This window comes from Desulfamplus magnetovallimortis, assembly GCF_900170035.1.
In the GTDB taxonomy this organism is placed as follows: domain Bacteria; phylum Desulfobacterota; class Desulfobacteria; order Desulfobacterales; family Desulfobacteraceae; genus Desulfamplus; species Desulfamplus magnetovallimortis.
In genome coordinates, this window is the sequence record NZ_LT828541.1 from 476,995 (window position 1) to 500,903 (window position 23,909).

Annotated in this window: 19 protein-coding genes; 16 read left to right on the forward strand and 3 right to left on the reverse strand. The window is 44.4% G+C overall.

Annotated elements, in window-relative coordinates; translation table 11 throughout:
* The first annotated feature begins 70 nt into the window (after positions 1-70).
* The 7 genes from MTBBW1_RS29415 to MTBBW1_RS30170 all read left to right on the forward strand — a co-directional run bounded on the left by MTBBW1_RS29415 (position 71) and on the right by MTBBW1_RS30170 (position 8,694).
* Positions 71-469: an FAD-dependent oxidoreductase gene (locus tag MTBBW1_RS29415; protein WP_245809280.1), complete on the forward strand. Its 399-nt coding sequence runs from the start codon at positions 71-73 to the stop codon at positions 467-469.
* A gap of 692 nt (positions 470-1,161) precedes the next feature.
* Entirely contained in the window at positions 1,162-3,348 is a 2,187-nt protein-coding gene (locus tag MTBBW1_RS06200; protein WP_080800682.1) for a CotH kinase family protein, read from the forward strand.
* A gap of 146 nt (positions 3,349-3,494) precedes the next feature.
* Positions 3,495-4,268: a DUF4956 domain-containing protein gene (locus MTBBW1_RS06205; protein WP_245809281.1), complete on the forward strand. Its 774-nt coding sequence runs from the start codon at positions 3,495-3,497 to the stop codon at positions 4,266-4,268.
* Positions 4,269-4,283: 15 nt separating this feature from the next.
* Positions 4,284-6,338 (forward strand): HlyD family secretion protein, encoded by a 2,055-nt coding sequence (locus MTBBW1_RS06210; RefSeq protein ID WP_080800685.1) that lies wholly within the window; start codon positions 4,284-4,286, stop codon positions 6,336-6,338.
* An 18-nt stretch (positions 6,339-6,356) separates the two neighbouring features.
* Positions 6,357-7,877 carry a TolC family protein gene (locus tag MTBBW1_RS06215; RefSeq protein WP_080800689.1) on the forward strand — a complete coding sequence of 507 codons (1,521 nt, stop codon included), beginning with the start codon at positions 6,357-6,359 and terminating at the stop codon, positions 7,875-7,877.
* A complete protein-coding gene (locus tag MTBBW1_RS30165) occupies positions 7,874-8,179 on the forward strand; it encodes a VTC domain-containing protein (RefSeq protein ID WP_080800692.1) in 306 nt (101 codons plus the stop codon). The genes MTBBW1_RS06215 and MTBBW1_RS30165 overlap by 4 nt, the downstream gene beginning before the upstream one ends.
* Before the next feature lie 38 nt (positions 8,180-8,217).
* Positions 8,218-8,694, forward strand: coding sequence for a VTC domain-containing protein (locus MTBBW1_RS30170; protein ID WP_342743884.1), 477 nt, complete (start codon positions 8,218-8,220; stop codon positions 8,692-8,694).
* A gap of 133 nt (positions 8,695-8,827) precedes the next feature.
* Here MTBBW1_RS30170 and MTBBW1_RS06230 read toward each other — a convergent pair whose 3' ends face one another.
* Positions 8,828-9,028, reverse strand: a complete 201-nt coding sequence (locus tag MTBBW1_RS06230) for a cold-shock protein (protein ID WP_080800697.1) — start codon at positions 9,026-9,028, stop codon at positions 8,828-8,830.
* Between the two features lie 435 nt (positions 9,029-9,463).
* On the opposite strand from MTBBW1_RS06230, the gene MTBBW1_RS06235 reads away from it, so the two are divergent.
* The 9 genes from MTBBW1_RS06235 (at position 9,464) to MTBBW1_RS06275 (ending at position 19,529) form a co-directional block, all read left to right on the forward strand.
* Entirely contained in the window at positions 9,464-11,983 is a 2,520-nt protein-coding gene (locus MTBBW1_RS06235; RefSeq protein WP_080800700.1) for a molybdopterin-dependent oxidoreductase, read from the forward strand.
* 5 nt (positions 11,984-11,988) lie between these two features.
* The gene (locus MTBBW1_RS06240; RefSeq protein ID WP_080800703.1) at positions 11,989-12,825 is read left to right on the forward strand and encodes a 4Fe-4S dicluster domain-containing protein; all 837 of its coding nucleotides are present in this window, start codon (positions 11,989-11,991) and stop codon (positions 12,823-12,825) included.
* Between the two features lie 300 nt (positions 12,826-13,125).
* Positions 13,126-13,458, forward strand: a complete 333-nt coding sequence (locus MTBBW1_RS06245; protein ID WP_080800706.1) for a cupin domain-containing protein — start codon at positions 13,126-13,128, stop codon at positions 13,456-13,458.
* A gap of 449 nt (positions 13,459-13,907) precedes the next feature.
* Positions 13,908-14,675, forward strand: a complete 768-nt coding sequence (locus tag MTBBW1_RS06250) for an SDR family NAD(P)-dependent oxidoreductase (protein WP_080800709.1) — start codon at positions 13,908-13,910, stop codon at positions 14,673-14,675.
* Between the two features lie 29 nt (positions 14,676-14,704).
* Positions 14,705-15,403, forward strand: coding sequence for an acetate--CoA ligase family protein (locus MTBBW1_RS06255; protein WP_080800711.1), 699 nt, complete (start codon positions 14,705-14,707; stop codon positions 15,401-15,403).
* Between the two features lie 206 nt (positions 15,404-15,609).
* The gene (locus MTBBW1_RS06260; RefSeq protein WP_080800714.1) at positions 15,610-16,992 is read left to right on the forward strand and encodes an acetate--CoA ligase family protein; all 1,383 of its coding nucleotides are present in this window, start codon (positions 15,610-15,612) and stop codon (positions 16,990-16,992) included.
* A 12-nt stretch (positions 16,993-17,004) separates the two neighbouring features.
* Positions 17,005-17,772 carry an enoyl-CoA hydratase/isomerase family protein gene (locus MTBBW1_RS06265; RefSeq protein ID WP_080800716.1) on the forward strand — a complete coding sequence of 256 codons (768 nt, stop codon included), beginning with the start codon at positions 17,005-17,007 and terminating at the stop codon, positions 17,770-17,772.
* A 96-nt stretch (positions 17,773-17,868) separates the two neighbouring features.
* A complete protein-coding gene (locus tag MTBBW1_RS06270) occupies positions 17,869-18,303 on the forward strand; it encodes a Zn-ribbon domain-containing OB-fold protein (protein ID WP_186441110.1) in 435 nt (144 codons plus the stop codon).
* A 44-nt stretch (positions 18,304-18,347) separates the two neighbouring features.
* A complete protein-coding gene (locus MTBBW1_RS06275) occupies positions 18,348-19,529 on the forward strand; it encodes a thiolase C-terminal domain-containing protein (RefSeq protein WP_080800721.1) in 1,182 nt (393 codons plus the stop codon).
* Positions 19,530-19,833: 304 nt separating this feature from the next.
* On the opposite strand, the gene MTBBW1_RS06280 is transcribed toward MTBBW1_RS06275, so the two are convergent.
* Complete coding sequence (locus MTBBW1_RS06280; RefSeq protein ID WP_080800724.1) at positions 19,834-20,673, reverse strand: 4Fe-4S dicluster domain-containing protein; 840 nt, start codon at positions 20,671-20,673, stop codon at positions 19,834-19,836.
* Positions 20,670-23,819: a molybdopterin-dependent oxidoreductase gene (locus tag MTBBW1_RS06285; protein WP_080800726.1), complete on the reverse strand. Its 3,150-nt coding sequence runs from the start codon at positions 23,817-23,819 to the stop codon at positions 20,670-20,672. The genes MTBBW1_RS06280 and MTBBW1_RS06285 overlap by 4 nt, the downstream gene beginning before the upstream one ends.
* Positions 23,820-23,909: the final 90 nt, after the last annotated feature.

Sequence of the window (23,909 nt, forward strand, 5' to 3'; positions counted from 1 at the left end):
CTCCTATGCAAAAGAGAGCCCATTACCGACGATTCCCAACAGCAAGAGATCAAAAATTAAATGGGAGATCGTGGCTCCGCTTAAAAGAGAGCGGGGATACAGCCCGGCTTGGGTGACCCAGACCCTCCAGGGGATCATGATTCCCAATTTTATTCTTTATATTAAAAAAGAGCGGCTGATGAATGCGGCCCTGGCCTACATTGAAGAGCTCAGAGATCATCAGCAACCCATGCTGAAGGCGGCTGATATGCATGAGCTCAGACTTGCCCATGAGACATCCAACATGATTATGAATGCCGAGATGAAATTGCGGGCCTCTATCATGCGAAAAGAGAGCCGGTGCAGCCATTTCAGATTGGATTATCCTGAGCCGGATACTAAGAACTGGAACGTATGGATTAACATCTACAAAGGAGAGGGCGGGGCAATGAAACTTGAAACGCAGCCCTTTGATAGCTGGCCCTCCTGAATTTGATTTTGATCGTTTCAAGAGTCCATCCGGTGAATACCACATTGAGCGGGTTCCAAACTCGCTCAATTTTGGTGCAAATGTGGAACCTGCCCCTACAAATTAGAGCAAACGATGCTCAAGGCCGTCAAGCACTCCCCGAAATCCTCTATTTTTCCACACAATTCCCTCCATTTTTCCACACACTAAGGTGCTATTGTTGTTTCCAGTTCTCCTGTTTCAGTTTTCATAAAAAGGGGCGTTGATATTACAAACAAACCAGGAATGGGATAGTACTGGAAGGAACTATCGACAATATTGTCGAGTTAGGGCTTGAAATGTCGAAATTTAATTGATGCTATAGTGAAAAATTCTTTTTATAATAGATAGTTATGTTTTGGCATGGTTTTTGATATGAATAAGTACAAATATAAATGGATATTAGCATAACGAAATATATCAAATAGTATTATTAATAGTGCTAACACCGATGTGTTGATTTAGACATTTAAATACGAATAACTTTTCAACAGACGAGGTTCAAAATGAGACAAAAACAACTTAATCAAATCAAAAAAGATGCATTAAAATCAAAATTAAAGTGTGTGGTTTCGAAAGACAGAACTGAGATTAGACAAAGTCATATGTCACATTGCCTTCATATTCATAAAGTACGATAAAATCTGAAAATCTCACTAAACAGGAGTTCATCAATGCAATACAAAAGAGAAAAATACCTCAAAACTGTATGGATACTCATGGCCTTTCTATTTTACTCCCCATTGATTGCAATGGCGGATATCTGTACCAGCTATGATACTAAAACTGCCACCCTGCATATTCCATCCGTAGAGGTGGGCGGGGCATATCTCTGGTTGGATGTTATGCTAATTGGAACAGACCCGATACTGTTCCGATTGACGGATTACGGGGAGAGCAAAACCAAAGTAGCACAGGCTGTATTTAGCACAGAGTCTCTAAAATTAAATATTCCCTGTCTGGATTTGGAAACCAGTTTGACCTATTGGGCTGATTTGATTCTAAAGGCAGAAGATTCCAACAATTCCATAGATTTGGCGTTAAATGATATCCAGGCCAATACGGGTTCCCTTGTCATCAACGAAATAGTGGCCAAGGATGCCAGCGGCGGCAACGACTGGATCGAATTGTTTGTGACAGGGCAAAGCCCATTGAATCTGTCCGATTATTCCCTTGTTGATGATGATATGGATCATGAAAAAGTAACATTGCCGTCCATTATTTTGAATCCCGGTGAGTATGTGGTCATCCAGGCAACGGATGATGCACCGGAAGATGGGTCTGCCTATGTTCCTTTTAAACTTGGAGGTGATGACAGTGTGATTTTATATCAAAATGACTCAATTATAGACGTGTTTGATTGGGAGGATGGCGATGCCCCCGAAGGATACAGCTATGGACGATTTCCTGACGGCACGGGCACTCCCCGGCTTCTTATCCCCACACCGAATGGCACAAACATAAGTTCAACAGATTCATCTGTGGAAACGGAGTCAGAAGAGATCACACGACCGGACGGGTGGGAAGAAGCGTCCCATGGCAAATCTGCTGATCCCAATTATGAAATGGTCTTTTCCAACAGTGAGGTCAAGCGCATTGACATAACCTTTACACCGGAAGACTGGCAGGCCATGTTGGATGATATGACAGAACTGTATGGAGAATTCGGCACCCAGAATAGTAATAACTCTCCGGGAAATCTACCACCTGGACCAATGGCAGCACGACCCGATATGAACAATGGCCGTGATATAAATTTTGCCGATGAAAATCCCGTATGGAAACCCTGTACCATCCAGTTTGAGGGAAAAGAGTGGACGTTTGTGGGTGCCCGCTTTAAAGGAAATTCATCGCTGAGAGATTCCTGGAGCAGCGGCATTATGAAACTCCCCTTCCGTTTAGAGTTTGATAAATTTGAAGATGAATACCCTGAGATTGATGATCAACGATTTTACGGGTTTGAAAAGTTAAGCCTTGCCAGCAATTATAATGATGAGAGTCTCATTCGGGAAAAGGTTGTAGCTGATATCTTCAGAGATGCAGGTGTTCCCGCGCCTAAAACCGCGTTTTATCAGGTCTATGTGGATCATGGATATGGTGAGATTTATTATGGCCTTTATACCATGGTGGAAATTCCTTCGGAGCCGATGCTTGAAGCCCAATTCAGTCAATCCGGTGGAAATCTTTACAAGCCAGATGGTACATCTGCCTCATTTGCCTCATACGATGAATCATCCTTTGATAAGGAGACCAATGAAGAGGAAGCAGATTTCAGTGATATTAACTCCCTCTATACAGCCCTTCATGGGGATCGACAGAATGCAAGCCTCTGGCGGGAGAATATGGAAAAAGTTTTTGATGTATATGGGTTCCTCCGCTGGCTGGCGGTCAATACAACCATTCAAAACTGGGACACCTACGGTCAGATGACCCATAACTACTACCTCTATAGTGATCCTGGAGATGGCCTTATCCATTGGATTCCATGGGATAACAATGTGGCTTTAAAAAGCACGGGACTCGCCAGAATGAGTCCGTTATCACTTGATCTCACCTCACAGGAAGTCAACGATGAGTGGCCGTTAATCCGCTACCTCATAGATGACTCTGTGTATCATGCAAAATATGTCGAACTGGTGGAAGATACTGTGGAAACGGTTTTCTATCCCGAAAGAATGACTGGCATCTATACAGAAGCCCAGGAATTGATAAGGCCCTATGTGGTCGGTGCCTCCGGAGAAAATGCCGGATATACCTTCCTCAGCAGCGAAGCCGCTTTTGATACGGGACTCGATTATCTCATCATCCATGTTGAAAGTCGTTTTGATGACGCACAGGAATTCATCACGCTTAATCCATAGCAAATATTCCCATGGCGCTTCCTGTGGGAATTTCCATGGAAAAAAGGCATGTTTCATTTACCGCTTTACACTTTCAGGGACACCATTCCCATCTGTCGGGATTCTTCCTAAAAAAAGTGTAAACTACTTTGGGGATGATATGAAAGATGCCGGAAAAAACGATTTGCAACTATCCCCATTCCCATGGTGCTCCATGGGGATGGGCTTTGATTATTATTTTTTCAGGAGATGAAGTCATGCTCGATACATTAGCCCTTCAAAACAGTTCAGCCAATTCGTCATTTATCACGGTGCTTTACACACTGTTGATCTCTTTTCTACTCTCCACCCTGATTGCCATGGTGTACGAAAAGACATTCCGGGGCCTCTCCTACTCAAGGAATTTTGTGCAGTCCCTGATTCTCAGCTCCATCGTGGCCGCCACGGTGATGCAGGCCATTGGAGACAGCCTTGCCAGTGGACTTGGCATGATGGGAGCCCTTGCCATCATCCGCTTTCGTACCAGTTTCAAGGATCCAAGGGATATCATTTTCATGTTTGCCGCCCTGGCATCGGGGATTGCCAGCGGGGTGGGCGGATTCGATATCGCTGTTGTGGGAACCGTTGGATTCTGTGTGGCCGCCTTTATCCTTTACCACTCTCCCTTTGGTCAGACCGGATACTATGATGGCATGTTGCGGTTTAATATGGAAAACGATCCGGAAAGCAAGGGGATGCTAAGTGACATTCTGAAAAATAACTGCAAGGTCTTTGCCCTGATCACCCTGCGGGATATTGCCCAGGGCAAACGATTGGACTACGCCTACCATATTAAAATGAAATATAGAAAGGGCAAAGAAGATCTGCTGGAGGAACTCAATAGCATCAACCACATCAAAGGCGTCAGCCTGTTGTTGCAGGAAACTACGGTGGAATTATAAAAAGGAGACGTTCAGATGTGTAAAAAATTACTCTACCTCGCATGGATATTCGCTTTTCTTGTGGTTGTAAGAATTACGTCATTCACCGGAACAGAGGAGACAACGGCATTTCAAGGCATTGCGGAAACACGGGAAGTGATCATCAATTCAGAAAATTCCGTCGAAATTCGGACGATTCATGTTGTTCCCGGCCAGGAAATTCAAAAAGGAAGAGTTTTGGTGGAGCTTGAACGGCCGGAGTTGACACTGAAAATCAATGGGATTTCCCATCAGCTGGAAGAGCTGAAAAGCCAGGATGGTATTAACAGGGATGAGATCATGTCTGAAATTCGTCAGCTCAAGGCACAGAAAACGGTTCGTGTCAGCGAGATCGACCATGAAATCCAGCAGATTGAATCGAGGTACGACTTTAATAAAGAGATGGTGTCCAGCCTGAAAAGTATTAATATTGTTTCCAAAGGCTTGCAAGATACGGAAATAGATAGGAAACCCGGTGCCATGGCCCTTGAAATCGAAAATTTAAAACAGGAACGACACCTGACCGAAAAACGATTTCAAGGGGAAATTGATGACTTGACGACCAGACTGGCATCTTCTGAAACCCCTGAAACCATACGCCAGGAGAGCCTTAAAAAGGAACTTGAGCTCCTTAACAGGGAAAAAGAATCTCTTCTGATTCTTGCAGGCATTGACGGCATTATTGGTTCCATTCATTGCAAAGCCGGTGAAAAAGTCTCTCCGTTTCAACCGATTTTGACACTCCATACCCGTGCGCCTTCCTATGTCAGGGGCTATATCCATGAAAATATCCATAATTTGGCATCAAGCGGAGATACCGTTTATGTGAATGCCCTGACCGGAGAAGCTAAACGTATCCAGGGTGAAATTGTGGGGGTGGGTTCACGGATCATCGAATATCCGTTGAGATTGAAAAAGCGGCCCGAAATTCAGTTGTGGGGTCGGGAAGTTGAAATTCGTCTTCCGGATGGAAATCCATTTCTCCTGGGAGAGAAAGTGATGATTGAGACGGCGACTCATAATGAGAATCGTTATCTGGCATGGCTCAAAAAATGGTTCTCCTTAGAGAGTTATGCTGCCGATGCAAGCGTGACGACCAAAGGCGCCGACATCCCCATCACAGGTGCTGACATGGAAGCCTCCGGTCTCATCTACCTTAAGGATCTGGACAGATACCTGGTGATCAGTGATGACGTCGAGAAGAAAAAAAATATCCTCTATCTGATGGATAACAGGGCAAAAATCACAAATGAACTGCCAATAGAAGGATTGGATAAAATTGATGACATGGAAGCCATCTGCCAGGATGATTATGGAACTATTTATATCTGCTGCTCCCAGGATCGAAAAAAGAACGGAAAACTTCCCGACGAAAGAAAGCTCTTTGTTCAGGTACGCCGCAGCGGAAGCCGACTCATCCAGGATGGGCATGTGTTACTATACGATCTTCTAAAGGAAGCTGCAGTGAGAAATCCGGATGAGAAGTGGGCAGCGTTCATCGGCACAGAAAAGCGAAACATTGAAATAGAAGGGATGTTTGTTGAGCAGGATGATCTGTTTCTGGGGTTTAAAAAACCATTGAAAGAGAACCAGGCGGTAATCCTCAAAATCAGCAATTTCCGTATGATGCTGGAAAAAAATCATCTTGATAAGGGGCAGGTACAGATATGGCGAACGCTTGATCTCCAGGATCATGATAGCCAATCAGGTAATGGGTTAGATAGTTGGGTAGGCAATGAATCAGCCAGCAAAGGAAAAGTTAAAGGTAAAGGGGCCAGCAAAGGAGCTGCGGGTATTTCGGATCTTTTCCATTACCAAAATCAGTTGTTGGTTCTTTCCAGTCACAAAGAGAAAGGAGATAAACCAGGAGCCGGAATAATCGGGGCGCTTCGGGTGTTTGATTTCACAGAAGGGAATTTGATCAAAACCTATTATTTTAATCAGTTGAACCCCGAAGGAATAACATTTGATTCCCTTCGGAACTGCTTTGTCGTCACCTTTGACCAGGGATCGGATGTTCCTTCCAGGCTAATGCATCTGAAAAATATATAATGGGGAATAGGTAAAAAAATGAAAATGCTATCCTGTACATGTATTGGAGATATCATAAAACAAAGGTGCCAAATGGCCTTTGTCTTTAAAGCCAAGGGGTTTGCACTGCTTTTGGTTCTTCTTTTTATCTTTGTTTCCTGGTTACCCTGTGATGCTAATGTCACTACCACTACCAATATCACTACCACTGGCACTGCCGTTCCTTTGGCCGACAAGAGTTCAGAGATTTCAATCGCAAAATTTCTCTGCACCGCTTTTGTAGATCCGACTCTCTCTGCCCAGAGTGAGCGAATTCATTTCTTGAAACAGACACCTGGAGGGATCTCATTTATTGAAGATCCTGAATTCAGAATCAGCATTGATCAATTTGAAAGCAATCAGCAAAAATACACATTGCGATTTAAACCCAGGGGATGGGATGAAATCAAAAGTGAAGAAGATGTGCACAATGCAATGCTTCAATCCGGCACGGCAGAGCTGGATTCTCTGTTTCATATGGCCTTGAAAAACCGGTATCTGACTGTTGTCGATTTCCTTTACTTCTCTGAAATGACGACGCTTCATGAAGAACTGAATCTCCTTTATGAAGATTGGGAAAGCGTCCTGAAACGACATGTGGATACACCTGATTTTGATCCCGGAGAACTTGCAGATATGGAAAATTTGCGGATTGCACTCCAGGTGGATCTCATGGAACTGAAAAATCAGAAACGTGCTGTGACCGCTGATATTAAAGAAAAAAGGGAATATTCCAGGCAAGAATCTCTTAACTCTGGGCTATCTCTTGGTGCTCCAACATCTCTCAGGAACGGGATCCCATTGAGTGACTCGAACTCCCCCTCTCCATTCATGGAGAGGGGGCTGGGGGGTGAGGTAAACGGGGCAGAAATTTCCCTGGATGGTAGTCGGATGATCACCATGGAACAGATTTCAGATCGAATTTCAGGCATGCTTGTGAATAGAGAACATGAAAATAATTATCTCAAAAATGCCGAAAGAGATGTGGCAACGGCAGAAGCAGAATACCGACTGGAAGTCGCTGAAAAAAACCGCATCATCACGTTTGTCGAAACCGCATACAATGCCGCCGATGAGGAAGATTTTGACGACGCTTTTTCCATTGAATTCGGATTTTCCATTCCCATTGGCTCAGGGAGTGAGACCAAGCTTCGGCAGCAGAAACTGGAGAGCATGAAATCCAGAAGTGACCGGAATGCATTGGAACGGGAAATCAACCACACAATCCCCGTCATCCAGCAAAAACTCCATAACCGGATAGCACAGTACACCGCAGTAAAAAAGAAAAAAGAAGAGGGGTTTGCTCCTGCTACCTTTGACCGGTTACTTCAGATGGAAGGCACAGACCCATTGACCCTGCTGAGACTCAGGAAAGGCATGTTCAAAAATGACATTCTTCTTGCGAAACTTTCCCGCATGATACGCACAACCTATATCAATCTGCTTGATATCACCGGCATATTAAGTGAAAAGCCTTTGATCAATCATCTGGCAGACCACAAGGAGGGTATTGTCCAATGAAAAACAGTCCAATGAAAAACAGTTCCCAACAGGAGATGCCCTCCCTTCTTGAACGGCATGAATTAAAATACCTGATTCCCGCATCGCTGGTTGATCCCATTTCCGATTTTGTCTCCATCTACTGCTCAAAGGATAACTATTCCGACAAAACAGAGGATGGGCTCTACGATGTGTACAGCCTCTATTTTGATTCCCCCGATTATCTGTTTTTGAGAAACCGGATGGAAGGGAGTGAAAATCGTTTTAACATGCGCATCCGGACATATGATATACAGTCCGGCCTGCCCTGCTTTTTGAAGTAAAGCAGAAACGCAACCGCATTGTGAGAAAATATCGGTCGGTGGTACATGATCCCCTGTGGTCACAGGCTCTGGAAGGCTCAATGCATCAATTGGAGGGGTTCCAGAATGAAAAAAATGCATTAAACGCAGATCTTTTTATCCGCCTTGTATGTTCCTACCAGGCGGCTCCCAGGATTTTGACCCACTATCGGCGCAAAGCGTTTATCTCCGATGTAGATGATTATGCAAGAGTCACCTTTGACATGAATCTAAGTAGCCAGCCCGAAGAGCGATTCAACCTCATTCCGGATGAAAAAGAGATGAGTGGCTACGACAACGAAACGGTTTTTGATCCCGACTGTTCCGTCATCCTGGAGTTGAAGTGCTATTCAACCCAGGTACCTTTGTGGATGCTGGATCTGATTCGATGTTTTGATCTGAAGCAGGGGAGTTTTTCCAAATATGCCACAAGCATCACCCAGGTGTTTGGCAGCTTTCAATATAACACTGGAGATCGTGTCGCTGTTTGTTCCTGATTTCTTGAATTCCCATGCTTACTGAAAGAATTTGGATTTTCCATACAAACAGAAGATTCACGGTAAAAAAAAAGCCCCTGAATGATTGCTCATCCAGGGGCCTAAAGTTTTAAATATTTAAAAAATGGTTAACTTAGATCACAGTCACATTTGTTGCTGCAAGGCCTTTCTGACCTTGTTCCACTTCAAATGATACGCGATCTCCCTCATTCAGGGATTTAAACCCTGTTGAATTAATACCTGTGTGATGTACAAAAACATCCTGTCCATTTTCCTGTTCAATAAATCCAAAACCTTTTGAGTCGTTAAACCATTTTACGATACCATTAGCCATAGTCGGCAATCTCCTGTAACACTATATAAAAAATAAAATCGGCTTTTCTTAAAATATCCCTTTTGTCTAAAAGGATAGCTGCATTAAGATAAAACCTTTGCGTTTCAAACAAACGCATAACATCATGAGTATATAGTGATTGTGAAAATAGTCAACAGTTAAATGTTTTAAATGAAAAAAAATTAAAATCGGTTGATTATTAAGGAGTTGAGCACAGAATAACTTTCCCATTTTGATTGAACTGAAATTTTGGCCACCCCCGATTATGAAAATGATGAGGGGTGCTTTCACGGTAAAAAATTGTTTTTTTAAATTTTATGCTTTTATTTTTCTATGATTGCATGTAATATGACATGAAATTAATTATGGTGAGACAAGTTGTCTGATAGATTAGCGCACAACCATACCAGCCACGCCAAACATGTCGGGAGGTTCATGATGACAGAACAAGTGTTTACAAACTGCACCAATGCAGGCCCTGTCAGCGTCTATGTCAAAGACGGGAAGGTCCAGCGGATTCGTCCCCTTGTTGCGGATGAAAAGGATTTTAAACCCTGGACAATAGAAGCAGGTGGGAAAAAATATTCCCCGAAAAAGAAATTCAACATAGCCCCCTATGTCCATGGGGAACGTAGGCGGCTCTTTTCTGATGAAAGGATCAAGTATCCCATGAAACGGGTGGATTTTGATCCAAATGGAGAGAGAAATCCCCAGAACAGGGGGAAATCAGCCTATGAGCGGATCTCATGGGATGAGGCCATCTCAATCATTGCTTCGGAAATCACACGTATAAAGGATAAGCATGGCGGCTCCGCCATCAGCGGCATGACCTCTTCCCATCACAACTGGGGCATAGTGGGTTACAAGATGGGTCCGTTTGCGCGGTTCATGAACATGCTGGAGTTCACGCCGGTTCTCGATAACCCTGATAGCTGGGAAGGATGGCACTGGGGCGCCACCCATACCTATGGATTCTACTGGCGTCTTGGAATGCCAGAACCCTATGACATGCTGGGAGATGCCCTTCAAAATGCTGAAATGATTGTCTTCTGGTCCAATGACCCTGACAGCACAAGGGGTACCTACACAGGCCAGGATTCAGCAATGTGGCGCACATGGCTTAAAGAAAAGGGTGTGGAGATGATCTTCATTGATCCTTTTCACAACTTTACAGCTGGTGCCATGGAGGGAAAATGGCTTGCCCCCAGAATGGGAACCGACACCGCCCTTGCCATGGCCATTGCATATGTCTGGATTACAGAAGATCTCTATGACAAGGAGTATGTAAAGGATCGGACAATTGGATTTGACGAGTTCAAACCCTATGTCCTTGGAGAGACAGACGGTGTTCCAAAAACTCCTGAATGGGCAGAAGCCGAATCCGGCATCAAGGCTAGGGTGATCAGGACTCTTGCCCGAAAATGGGCAGCTAAACGAACCATTCTTTCCGGCGGTGCCCGTGGCGGTGAAGGTGGTGCATGCCGTACAGCATTTGGTACAGAGTGGGCAAGAATGATGGTACTGCTCCAGGCCATGCAGGGTCTTGGAAAACCCGGGCGCTCCATCTGGGGAACCACCATGGGAGCGCCGTCAGATGTGGATATCTGGTTTCCGGCCTATGCCGACCTTGAAGGACGTGTCTCCACAACAAGTATTGCAAAACATAAGCCCATGAACCCCACCAAACAGCGCTTGTGGCGCCTCACCCTGCCCGATGCGGTTCTCAATCCGCCGGTAAGCTGGTATGGAGAGGGCTTTTGCGGCCAGTCACTGGAGCAGCAGTTCACCCATTTTGAATATCCAATGAAAGGCTATTCCGAGATCAAGATGTTCTACAGATACGGCGGTTCATTTATGGGCACATTGAGCGACACCTCCAAATGGGTTCGCATGTATCAAAGTCCAAAACTTGAATTCGTCATTAATCAGGATGTCTGGTACAACAGCGAGACCCGCATGGCAGACATCATTCTGCCGGCCTGCTCCAACTTTGAGAGGGATGATGTGGGAGAGTGGGGTGCATGTGGCGGTTACACATGCCATGCCAGCAGCGGTTGTAATTTCCGCATTATTGTCCGTCAGCAGAAGTGTCTTGAGCCCATGTGGGAGTCCAAGTCCGATTACGAAATTTTTACCCTGATTGCCGATAAACTTGGAAGAAAAGAGGAGTTCACCGACGGCAAGACAGAGCTTGAGTGGTGCAAGGCATTTTTTGATGCCTCGGATCTGCCAAAGGTTGTGGATTGGGAGACCTTTAATAAAAAAGGGTATCAGATCATTAATATAAAGGATGACTACAAACCCACGCCTTCCATGAGGTGGTTTGCCGAAGGAAGGGATTGTGACACACCTGACCCCATGAACCCCAAGCGCAAAACAGAAAAGGCAAAGGAGCTTGGAACCTTTTCCGGTAAGATCGAGTTTTCTTCCGAGAGCCTGAAAAAATATTTTCCGGATGATGATGAACGCCCTGTATCTCCGCGTTATATCCCAAGTTTTGAGGGGCACCATTCAGATATCTATAAAAAATACTCTTTGCAACTGCTGTCACCCCATCCAAGGTTTTCATTCCACTGTCACTATGACAAACACACTGACTGGCTTGATGACATTCCGGTTCACAGGATCAAGAAAGATGGCTATGCCTGGTGGCCGGCTCGGATTCATCCCATAGATGCAACACCTCGCAACATTATGAACGGTGATATTGTAAGGCTCTACAACGACCGCGGCTCAGTACTCTGCTGTGCCGTGATCACTGAACGGGTACGCCCGGGGGTGATTCACAGTTATGCATCATCGGCCAAATATGATCCCCTATCTCCTGGCAATGCCGACTCAATCGACAAGGGGGGATGCGTGAATATTCTGACACCGTCACGCATGGTATCCAAAAACGCTCCGGGAATGACGCCGAATTCCTGTCTCATCGAAATTGAAAAGTGGGAGGGCTGATCAACATGGCACGTAAAACGATTCTGATTGATGTCAATAGATGCACCGGCTGCTACAACTGTTTTCTGGCCTGCCGGGATGAACATTTTGGTAATGACTATCTGCCATATTCGGCAGCACAGCCGTTGAATGGACAGTTCTGGATGAGGATTAACGAGATTGAGCGAGGCAAATTTCCCCGCCCCAAACTCTCCCATATCCCCAATGCCTGCATGCACTGCGAGGCAGCCCCCTGCATTTCCGCAGCAAAAAATGGGGCAGTATATAAAAGAGATGACGGCATAGTGGTGATAGATCCTGAAAAGGCAAAGGGGCAAAAGGATATTGTCAATGCATGTCCCTACAGGGCTATTTACTGGAACGAGGAACTAGAAATCCCACAGAAATGCACCATGTGTGTCCATCGCCTTGAAGAGGGAGAAAAGATGCCCCGATGCGTTGAGTCATGCCCCACAGGTGCCATGTACTTTGGAGACATTGATGACCCTGAAAGTGAGATCTCAAAGGTAACTAAAGTGTCGAAAACAGAAAGTTTTCACCCTGAATATGGAACAGCTCCTTCTGTGAAATATATCGGCATTCCCAAAAGGTTTGTGGCCGGTGAAGTTGTGCTTTCAGATCAACAGGAAGAGTGTGCTGAAGGGGTAAAAATTATTCTTGAAGGAAATGGTGAAAAGCGGGAAATCCTCTCAGATGCCTATGGCGATTTTGAGTTTGAAGGTCTTGAGAAAAACAGCGCCTATTCCATTACCGTGGAAAAAGATGGTTATGACTCCTGTAAGGCCGAATTTTTCACCCGCACCGATGTGAACCTTGGGGAAATTGTAATCTCCCCTGCTTAACGAGATAGAAGATTATAGTTAAGTACTCAAAATCGACATCTTATTGGTTTTTTCATTTACTGAATTTGTCTGAATCAGGATAACCAGGATAAACAAGAGTTCAGGATAGATAATCCTGCCGAACGTTCAACAAAGGCTCAATTGGGTGGTGTCCCAAATATGTTGATGAGCTCTTCACAAACCTTGATTCAGCAGGGCTTTCACAAAAAGATATCAACACTTTTATGACACTACCCTCAATTGGATGTAGAGACAAGCCATCTTTTGTTTCTACATTCAACTATTTTAAGGAGAATCCGTATGATCAGCGTAAAAGACGCAAAAGGCACCCCCTATGATGCTGCCAAACATTTCGGGGTTTATGGTCTTCAGAAAATAACCGAGGCAGACTCCAAAAGAATTACTGTCTGTTACTCCTATTTTCAGCCAGATGGCGGGGCAGAAATGTCTCCATCTCCCAAGGAACGGGTCTATTATGTTACCAAAGGGTCCATTACTGTTAATGGAAAGGATGGAGAGTCACATCTTCTGAATGAAGGGGATATGATCTACATAGCCCCTGGGGAAGAGCGTGATATGACCATTAACAATGGAAAGCCGGCTGAAGTGCTTGTTTTTATTGTAACCCCATAGGGCTTTTTAATTAGGGCTTTTTAATAAGGATTTCATTTTTTCAGACAAATGGCAAACCTTACTCAAAATCGACATCTTATTGCTTTTTCAGAAGTTATTGCAGTTGTCTGAACCAGGATAACCAGGATGGATAGGATGCTCAGGATAAGATAATCCTGCCTTATCCTGTTAATCTTGGGAATCCTGATTCAGACAGTGTTGACAAGGCTTACAAGATCATAGGTGTCGACTTTGAGTAATTAGAGCTTTTTAATAAGGATTTCATTTTTTCAGACAAATGGCAAACCTTAGAATGAACCAATATTTTTATAGTGCCAATTTTGATGCTCCTGTAAAAAGTCGAAATCTGCAAAATCGCTATTAATAATTTCAGCATGTTATAACTGCAAAAATGCTGAAATCTGACTTTTTACGAGGCCATTAATTTTTAATAATAACGAGGAATAAGAATGAAAGATATATTTAAGTTAAGTGGAAAAATCGCTGTTGTCACAGGTGGTGCAGGCGGCATCGGAGAAGCACTGGCCCTTGGATTGGGAGTTCATGGAGCCACAGTGATCGTCTCCAGTCGTAACAAGGATGCCATTGAGGCCGTAGCTGCTAAAATCACAAAAGAGTCCGGCAACGAAGCCATTGCTATTCCCTGTGATGTCACAAGTGAAGCAAGTATGGCTGATCTTGTGGATGTCGTGGTTAAAAAATATGGAAGAATTGATATCCTGGTTAATGCCATGGGAATGAATATAAAGCATGATGCCTTTGAGTATCCTGTGGAGGATTGGGAAAAGCTTTTTAATGTCAATGTAAAGGGCACCATGATTGCCTGTAAGGCTGTGGGACGGGTTATGAAAGAGCAGAAGTGCGGTTCCATAATAAATCTTTCTTCAGTAAGAGGAATCAGGGGCTACAGCGGCGGAAATTCCGGCTATTGTGCCACCAAAGGGGCTGTGGAGCTTGTCACAAAAGCCCTTGCCATTGAGTGGGCACCCCTTAATATCCGCGTCAATGCCATAGGTCCTGCCCTGATCATCACCCCAGGGACAAAACACATTGCCGATAATCCCGAGCTTGCCAAAAAATATGCCGCAGCCGTTCCCATGGGACGCATTGGCCTGCCCGAAGATCTTGCCGGAGCATGTGTATTTCTGGCTTCAGATGCAGCCGGATTTATTTCAGGGCAGACCATTTTTGTGGATGGCGGGCTGACAGCACAGTAATTTTACTCCATTAAAATTGAGGAGAATCCATGACTGGATTGGATATCATTGAAAAGGCCAGACAGGAAAAACGCACCATCCTGACAGAAATTGAGGCCAAACAGATTTTAGGTGAAATTGGAATCAACTGCACGGACACGCGCCTTGCCACAACAAAGCAAGAGGCGGTGGCGTTGAGTGAAGAGATGGGATATCCGGTGGTGTTGAAGATATCCTCGGTTGACATTACACACAAAAGCGATGCCGGCGGTGTCAAGGTCAATCTCAAAGATAGGGCAGAAGTTGAAAAGGCTTTTGACGAGATTATGACATCATGCAGGGCTGCCTGTCCCGATGCCGATATAGAAGGTGTTGCTGTACAGGGCATGGCAAAAACCGGCACAGAGATAATTATGGGAATGATAAAGGATCCAAGTTTTGGACCGGTTGTGATGTTCGGGCTTGGTGGTGTATTGGTTGAAGTGTTAAAAGATGTCTCCTTCCGCATTGTCCCAATAGAGAAAAAAGATGCCATTGAGATGACAGGTGAAATCCAGGGGAAAAAACTGCTTGAAGGCTATCGGGGACAAGAGCCTGCTGATATCGCTTATCTACAGGATATGCTGCTGAAGCTCTCGGATTTTGTGGATAACACACCCGGCATTGAAGAGATCGACATGAATCCGGTGTTTACATACAAAGAGGGAGCCGCAGTGGTTGATGCGCGGATCATTCTTGCAGCAGATTAACTACTACTGCTTTGTCAAATCTTAATTTTAGTGTTAATTCTATTAACAGAGTACCCTGAATCTTAGTCTTGACGAAGCACTACCTGATTATCAATGATCATGAAAAATCCTGTAAAAAGAAGCCGGATTAATTTTGTGCAGGTATTTCAAACAGATAGTAAACACCAATTCGCCAAACCAAGTGAGATAAAGGATGGTGCAAAGCCATGATGGAACTATTTTTTAAACCCAAATCTATTGCTGTAATCGGAGCAAGCGGAACCCCTGGAAAACTGGGGTACGTAATCATAAAAAATATATCTGACAGCGATTTCAGCGGAAATGTCTATCCTGTAAACCCCAAATCAGATGAAATCCTGGGATATAAGGTCTATCGCAGTGTAACAGAAATTCCCGGAGATGTTGATCTGGTTGTTACAGTTCTTCCCACTCCAAAACTTACTGTTGCAACCATGGAAGATTGCGCTAAAAAGGGCGTTAAAGCCGTAATAATCGAATCTGCCGGATTTGCTGAAATGGGAGGAGATGGAAAACTCTATCAGCAACAGATAGTTGATATTGCAAAGAAAAACAATATTCGGGTAATGGGGCCTAACTGTTCCGGTATTGTATCACGGGACATTGTAACATCCATTTACCCGATAACAAAAAAAGTACCAAAGGGTAATGTGGTGCTCATAGGTCAGTCAGGCCTTCTTGCTGCGGGAATGGCATCGGATCTTGTGGAGAACGAAAGCCTGAATGTCAGAAATGTCTGTTCATTCGGCAACAAGTGCGATGTCAATGAAAATGACCTTTTAGAATACTTTGGCAATCAGGATGATGTGGATGTTATCTCCATGTATCTTGAAACGATTTCCGATGGAAGAAATCTTACCCGTATTGCCAAAAAGGTTGCTGCAGAAAAACCGGTTATCTTTCTTTCCGGAGGGCGTACCGAAGCCGGTGCCAGAGCAGCCATGAGCCATACCGGAAGTATTGCAAGCAATGCAATGATTGTTGAGGCTGCTGTGAAGCAGACCGGCATGATAATGGCCGATGATTTTACAGAACTTAAAGATTTTGCAAGGGTGTTTTCCACCCAGCCCCTTCCCAAAGGAAACCGGGTGGCTGTCATTACTCTGGCCGGAAGTGTAGGGGTCAATGTTTCTGATCTTTGTGCAAATTTTGGTCTGGAGCTGCCAAAACTTACTCCGGAAACAACAGAGAAACTAAAGGATATGTTTGACACACCAGTATCAAATCCCGTTGACCTCTATTTTTCCGTAACTAAGATAGGCTTTACCAAAACACTTGAGACCACTTTTCCTGATGCATTCCGTGATCCCAATATTGATGCGGCTGTCATTATTCTGGCAGGCTTTAAATATACCGAGGAAGCTGTTCAGAAAAAGATCATCCAGAAAATTGTCAAAGAGGTTGGAAAGCCTGTTGTGGTATGCATGGTTGTTGGATACAACAAATACAAAAACGTGATCATGGATGAAATGGGAAAAGAGTTGCCGGTCTTTCCCTCTTTGATCTCCGGTGTCAAAGCCTTGAGCAAACTGTGTGAATACGGCATCCGTAAACAGAAAATGTCATCCTGAGGAGATAAGGGTATGTCTTACGAAAATATCATTTTGGAAAAAGAAGAGAAGATTGCCATCATTACCTTCAATCGCCCCGAGGCCATGAATGCCCTGAATATCAAAACACGGGCGGAATTTGCAGCAGCCGTCAAGGATGTTGAAGAGGATGATGCCATAAAAGTGCTGATTCTAACAGGCTCTGGAAAAGCCTTTGTAGCAGGTTCTGATATAAAGGAGTTCCACGCCACAACACCCTTTGCAGCACACAATATCGTTCGTTTGGGCTCCATTGTGGAAAAGCTTGGAAAACCTGTTATTGCAGCAGTAAACGGTTTCTGCCTTGGCGGCGGCTGTGAGATTGCCATGGCCTGTGATCTTATTATTGCCTCGGAAAAGGCAAAGTTCGGTCAGCCTGAAATTAATCTCGGCATCATTCCCGGAGGTGGCGGTACCCAGCGTTTGCAGCGTCTCATTGGTGTCTGCAGGGCAAAGGAACTCATTTTTACCGGAGATATTATACGGGCAGATGAGGCAGAGAGAATCGGCCTTGTCAACCGTGTTGTGGGTATGGATGAGTTGATGCCAAAGGCAAAGGAGATAGCAGCCAAGATTGCCACAAAGAGCTCAGCAGCATTGAAGCTTGCCAAGCAGGCCATCAACAAGGGAATGCAGACAAGCCTTCAGGATGGCCTTGACTACGAATATGAGATGTATGCCCTCTCTCTATCCCTGGAGGACAAAACAGAAGGGGTGAATGCCTTCCTTGAAAAAAGGGCACCCAATTTTGTTGGTCGTTAATCCCCCATTTGATTCAGTAATAGGGCATGATGAATCAGGATGCCCGGGATTAACAGGATAATCAATCAGGATACAAAATTTATTAGGAACAATACAATGGAAAACATGGCAAACAAAGTAGCACGAATACCCAATTTAGTCGATTGGTCAACCGGTGAAGTGAGATTGATGAGTGCAAAATGCAACTCATGCGGCACCTATTTTTTTCCAAGGGAACATTATCAGCATCGCCCTGGATGCTCAAGGGAAGGTGTGGAGAACGTACTTCTTCCCCACAAAGGGAAACTGGCCAGTTACACCATTCAATATTATCCCTGCCCCGCACCTTTTAAAACCGAAAAAAAGATAACCCCTTACGGTATTGGCCTTGTTGAGTTTGAAGATGAGAAAATTCAGGTGGCCGGCATCATAACCGATACCGATCTCAAATCTCTTAAAATGGGGATGGAGATGGAGACCACAATTCTTGAAATGTTTACAAATGAAGAGAAACAGCAAGTGGTCACCTGGGCATTTAAAGCGGTTAAATAACGAATCAGCGATCAGTAGAAGCATATAAAAAAGGGATAATAAAAATGAGAGATGTATATATTATTGGAACCGGAATACACCCCTGGATGGGTTTTTCTGAGCAGGTATTTGCCGATTTTGCGGCTGTGGCTGTTGATAATGCATTGAAAGATGCAGACATTGAGTGGAAAAAAATCCAGGCCATCATGGCTGGAATTTTTATTTATGGTGGAAATGCAGGTCACCTTTCCGGTCAGTATCTGGAGAGCATCTTTGGTGAAACCGGCGTTCCTGTTGTAAATGTCTATAATGCCTGTGCCACAGGCTCCGCCTCCATCAGGATGGCATATAACAGCGTTGCTGCCGGTGAGACAGATACTGCTCTTGCCTTTGGAGCAGACGTTTCCCCAAAAGGTTTTCTTACTGCAAAATCCGACAATGCAGTTCAGGACAGGGATGTAATCCGCTGGAAAATGGGCGGAATGCCTAATCCCATTTACTGGGCACTGGAGTGCAGGAAAAGAATGGAAAAATATGACACCACAGAAGAAGATTTGGCATTGGTAAAGGTGCTGATGAGTGAATATGGCTCCAAAAATCCCCATGCACGCTTTAAAAAGACCTACACCATAGAAGAGGTACTGAACTCTGTCTATGTCTGCGATCCTTTAAGACTCTTTGAGATATGTCCTGTCAGTACCGGTGCTGCCGCGGTAATTGTCACAGCAGACAAGGAGCTTATTGCCAAAGCAGATAAAGCTGTTAAGATCAATGCCACCACAATGGGAAGTGCCATCTATGGCGATCCAACAATCCGTATCTCTGCTCTTTCATGCCCAGCTGTTCCAGAAGCACCCATGCTGAGTGAAAGCTATTCAGCTTCACGTCAGGCCTATGAAAAATCAGGCATCGGACCGGAAGACATTGATGTTCTGGAGCTTCCGGACAACAGCTCCTGGCATTATCTGGTCTATCTTGAGACCTGTGGGTTCTGTAAAGATGGCGAAGCTGACAAAATGCTCAGGGAAGGTGAGACTAAAATCGGCGGAAAACTGCCTGTAAATCCAAGTGGAGGATTCTCTTCCCATGGAGAAGCTCTTTCTGCCCAGGCGCTCTGGCAGGTAATTGAATGCACCAATCAGCTCAGGGGCCGGTGCGGTGAAAGACAGGTTGAAAATCCTAAGGTAGCCATGGCTCAGACCTATGGCCTTATGGGAAACAGCGGGACAACTATACTATCTGTATAACTTCCACGATGCAAAATGCGTTACAATCTAATCAATGAAAGTGGTATTTTGTTTTTTAATTTTGCAGCTATTGAATTTGTCTGAAGCAGGATAAAAAGGATATTCAGGATAGATAAACCTGCCTTATCCTGTTAATCCTGGGCATCCTGATTCAGACATTTTTGACAAAGAATGAGCAGGAAATAAACTTGTGTTGTCAGAAAAGAGAGAAGTCTTTGAAACATGTCACCAAAATGTACGAATGTGCAAGTGGTTTTAGACTCATTAAAAGCCTCAAAGAGCATAGGTGTCGGTTTCAAAAACGTCATATCCAGCTAACTTTTGCAAAACAGCTTTCCACAAGTTCAATATCAAATTCATCTGTCACTTTATGCTGATAAATGACCCTTATCTGATATTTGCCCCTTTTTTCCGGAAGTCCTGAAAATCTGTATTCTCCGAATGAATCAGTAATTTTTTGATCAACTAGAGAACCATTTTTAAACAACTCCACTGTGACTCCTTCAACACACTCTTCCACTCCATTTTTTCTGGTTGCAACTGATCCAGCTATAAAACATTTTCTATAAAGGGAAAGATTTTTATACATAACTATTGAACGCCCTCTCATTACTTTATGAAATGATTCAAGATCATTTGCCTTGATAAATGAGAAAAGCTCCTCTTCCGGAAGCGATTTGAAGGTCAAAGCTCCAGTGGGGCATGCCTGGACACATCGCGGTGCCTTCCAGCCATCATCAAGCAGATGTGCGCATAGGGTACATTTTTGAGGTGTCTGATTTTCCTCGTTCCACCATATGGCACCCTGGGGACAGGCTTTGACCAGATTCCGTTTTCCTCTGGCTTTTTCAGGATCAACAACTACTATGCCGTCAGATCGCTGATATATCTCTTTTTTCGATGTATTCCGAACACATGCTGCATCTTCACAGTGAAAACAGGGTTTTGGAAGATAGGTGACTGAAATATAAGGGAATTCCCCTTGTTCCCGTGTCAATATGTTCATCCAGCGGTGGCCGTGGAGAGGCTGGCTTAAAGTATAGGGCTTCCAGTCATTTTGATAGTGCTCATCCTTGCAGGCGAGAAAACAGTTATTGCAGTTTTCGCACTTTTCTATATCTATGATCATCAACCATTTATTCATTTTATTGCCTCTCGTTTTCCTTCAATTTGTACAGTCACACTTTTTCCTTCAATTTGTACAGCCCCACTTTTTCTTTCAATTTGTATAGCCCCACTTTTTCCTTCAGACATTTCATTTTTCCATAGTCTTATCTGAACAAGACATGAGTTTGGGGCCGATGAATGTGATCTTTTAATGATGCTTTTCCCGGGTGTAAGAAGGTTGATACAGCCTCCTTTATCAGCAGAATTACCAGGCTCGCCCACAGGTTCATATCGGGCAGAACCTTCACAGGAGTGGACAACCCCTGGAGGTAGTCTATGGGTAAGTTGTGCTGCACAGATAACCGATCCTCGGTCGTTAAATATCTCCACCAGGTCATGCTGCCTTATGTTTCTTGCCGCAGCATCAAGTGGATTTATTCTCACGATCCAGTAATAGTGGCCTTTTTTAAGGATTCTGTGATCCTTGACATCGTTCATGAAACCATCTTTAGCATCAAACATTGTATGAAAACTGTACCGAGGATGGGGGGATATCATCTGCAATGGGTATTTTTCCACCAAATCCTTGCACCCATGTCCTTCCCATGAGGGGATATATTTGGATATTGTGGGTCTTTCAGGATCATCAGGTGCAAATCTCTTGAGGCTTGATGACTCAAACTCAAGTTTTCCTGACTGGGTCTGGAGACCGGATTTCCATTTTTCAGTATAATCAGAAGGCAAAGGAGAGAGTTCCGGCAGATCCTTTTTTCTGCCTTCGGCAAACCAGCGGTATGAGACAGGTGCCCGCAGGGATTCATCAGGAGCCGGCACAACATAGTAACCCTTTTTCATAAACTGTTGCCATGAGATAACCTTTGGAAGATCACTTGCATTAAAAAGGCGGCGACACCACTCAAGCTCAGAGCTTCCCTCGGAAAAAGGAGCTCCAAGATCAAGACGCTTGGCAATCTCAAGGAAAATCTGATAGTCGGATTTTGATTCGCCCAGAGGCTCAATGCACTTATGCTGCATGGTGATGATCCGGTGATTCCACTGGGTAAACTGATGATGACTGTATCCGCCTGAATTTGCAGTCTCTCCTATATCCCATCTTTCAAAGTTGGTACAGGCAGGAAGAATGACATCCGCAAACTTTGACTCACCTTCAAACCAGATTGACTGGTTCACAACAAATTCAAGGTTGTCGCTTTGATACGCCTTTACATAACGGTTGGATTCAGGCATGGTTCCAAAATGAGAGCCGCCATATTTATAGTACATCTTTACAGGTGAATATCCTGGAGCCGGATATTTGAACTTTTTGAACTGCCCCTCAATGGTTTTTGGATCTGTGGGATAGCCCTCACAGCTTCCGTTGAGAAAAACCTCTGGTATTCTAAGACGGGGAATCATCTGTGCAACTGTATTCATGGATGGAAGCTGTGGCATTCTCTGGTATAGATTGACCCTAAGAGATGTGCCGTCCAGATCTCCTGAAAGACCGCCTTCAGCATATCCTGGAAAGAAAAAATGTGTATCCACAGGAGTTCCCTGCTGGAGTCCTCCCATGTTTATCCCGGGCTTTCCCAATCCCTGCATGGCCATGAGACAAACCATGGAGCGTGCCCACTCAATTCCTGTGGCACTCCTGCAGGCTCCTCCAAATCCGGCAAGTCCCCCTGGAGAAAGATAGGTTTTCCGTGTTCCCCATTTTCTGGCAAGGGCACGAATTTCCCTTGCTGGAACTTCTGTCTCTTTTTCCTGCCACTCCGGAGTTTTCTCAATTCCATCTTCTAAACCAAGGATGTAGTCCCGCCACTTTTCAAATCCTGTGGTGCGAAGTGCAACATATTCTTTGTCATAAAGATCTTCTGTAATCCACACATATGCTATGGCAAGACTCATGGCATTGCCTGTATCAGGTCTTGGGGCTATCCATTTGCCACCCAAAAGAGCTGCTGTATGGTTGTAATAGGGATCAATATGAACCATCTCAATGCCAAGCTCCTTTGCCCACTGCCTGCGCACTGTTCCTTCAAATGCTCCATATACGCCGCTTGTGGATTCCGGGTCGCTTGACCAGAAGACGATCATCTCACACTCTTTCAGGCAATCTTCAACTGTACCGTAGGTGTCAGATGCCCCGTTCCTCATGCTGTTACCCCAGTGGTGCATGGCTCCCCAGTACCATCCTTCCCAACTGTCGGGATTGTGGACAACCGGACAGTAGCCAATGGAGTTCATGAAGCGGTTTCTTGTGCTTAACCAGTATCCAAGATTTCCCCATGTATGGTGGGAACCGCTTCCATTCATGATGGAACCCGGGCCATAATCTCTTTTCATGCGCTGAATCTCTTTTGAAACAATATCAAGAGCTTCGTCCCAGGAGATACGTTCATATCCTGAAATTCCGCGATTCTGGCAGTTGCGTTCTCCATCTGGATCAAAGTCTATCCGTTTCATGGGATATAAAAGCCTGTCCGGAGAATAAATAAGTGACTTCAGGGCAAGAACATAAGGATTGACAGTGCCTCTTCTTGGTGGTGTAAAAGTTTTCCCGCGGGCATTGATTTGCCAGGGTGGAGCATCATTGTCATCAAACTCTATGGGAGTTATGCGTATAATCCTGCCCTCTTTAACATATACAAATACCGGCCCCCCATTGGTGTTGTTTGTGTATTTTTTGACACCATCCTTTAAAGGAATGCCATAAGCACCAGGGGTAGAAAGTCCTTTGAGCCATTTGAGACTCTGCATGAACCATATGGCAAGATCATCAGGGCCTTCAACATTTACAACAAAATTTTTCATGGCATGGATCTGCTCATGGTAATTGCCGCTGTTAAGCATGAGCCACACAGCAGAAGCAGCATCTGTAAAACTTACAGTAACATCTGCCTGGAAATTTGCCACATCATGGTGTTCATTATTACTTCCACAATTGAGATCAGTTGACCTTGCGACAATAGAACCGCTCTTGAACTCAAATATTCTGCCTTTTTTCTCTTTCAGGGCAATGATTTGTGCTGTAAAATTTTTTTCATTAAGGCGCTTTTTAAATTCCTTGTCAAAAATAGCTCTGATCCTAAATAGATACCCCAAGGCAAACAACATAAAACTCAAAAGGGGTTTTCCTGTAATTTTGAGTAATCTATGGATGATTATTTTCAATACTGGCATGGTAGGCTCCTCTGGTGAGTATATATTTTAATGAACTCTGGCTGATTAAACAGCAAAATACATGCCTATTTTTATAACGTACATGGCTGA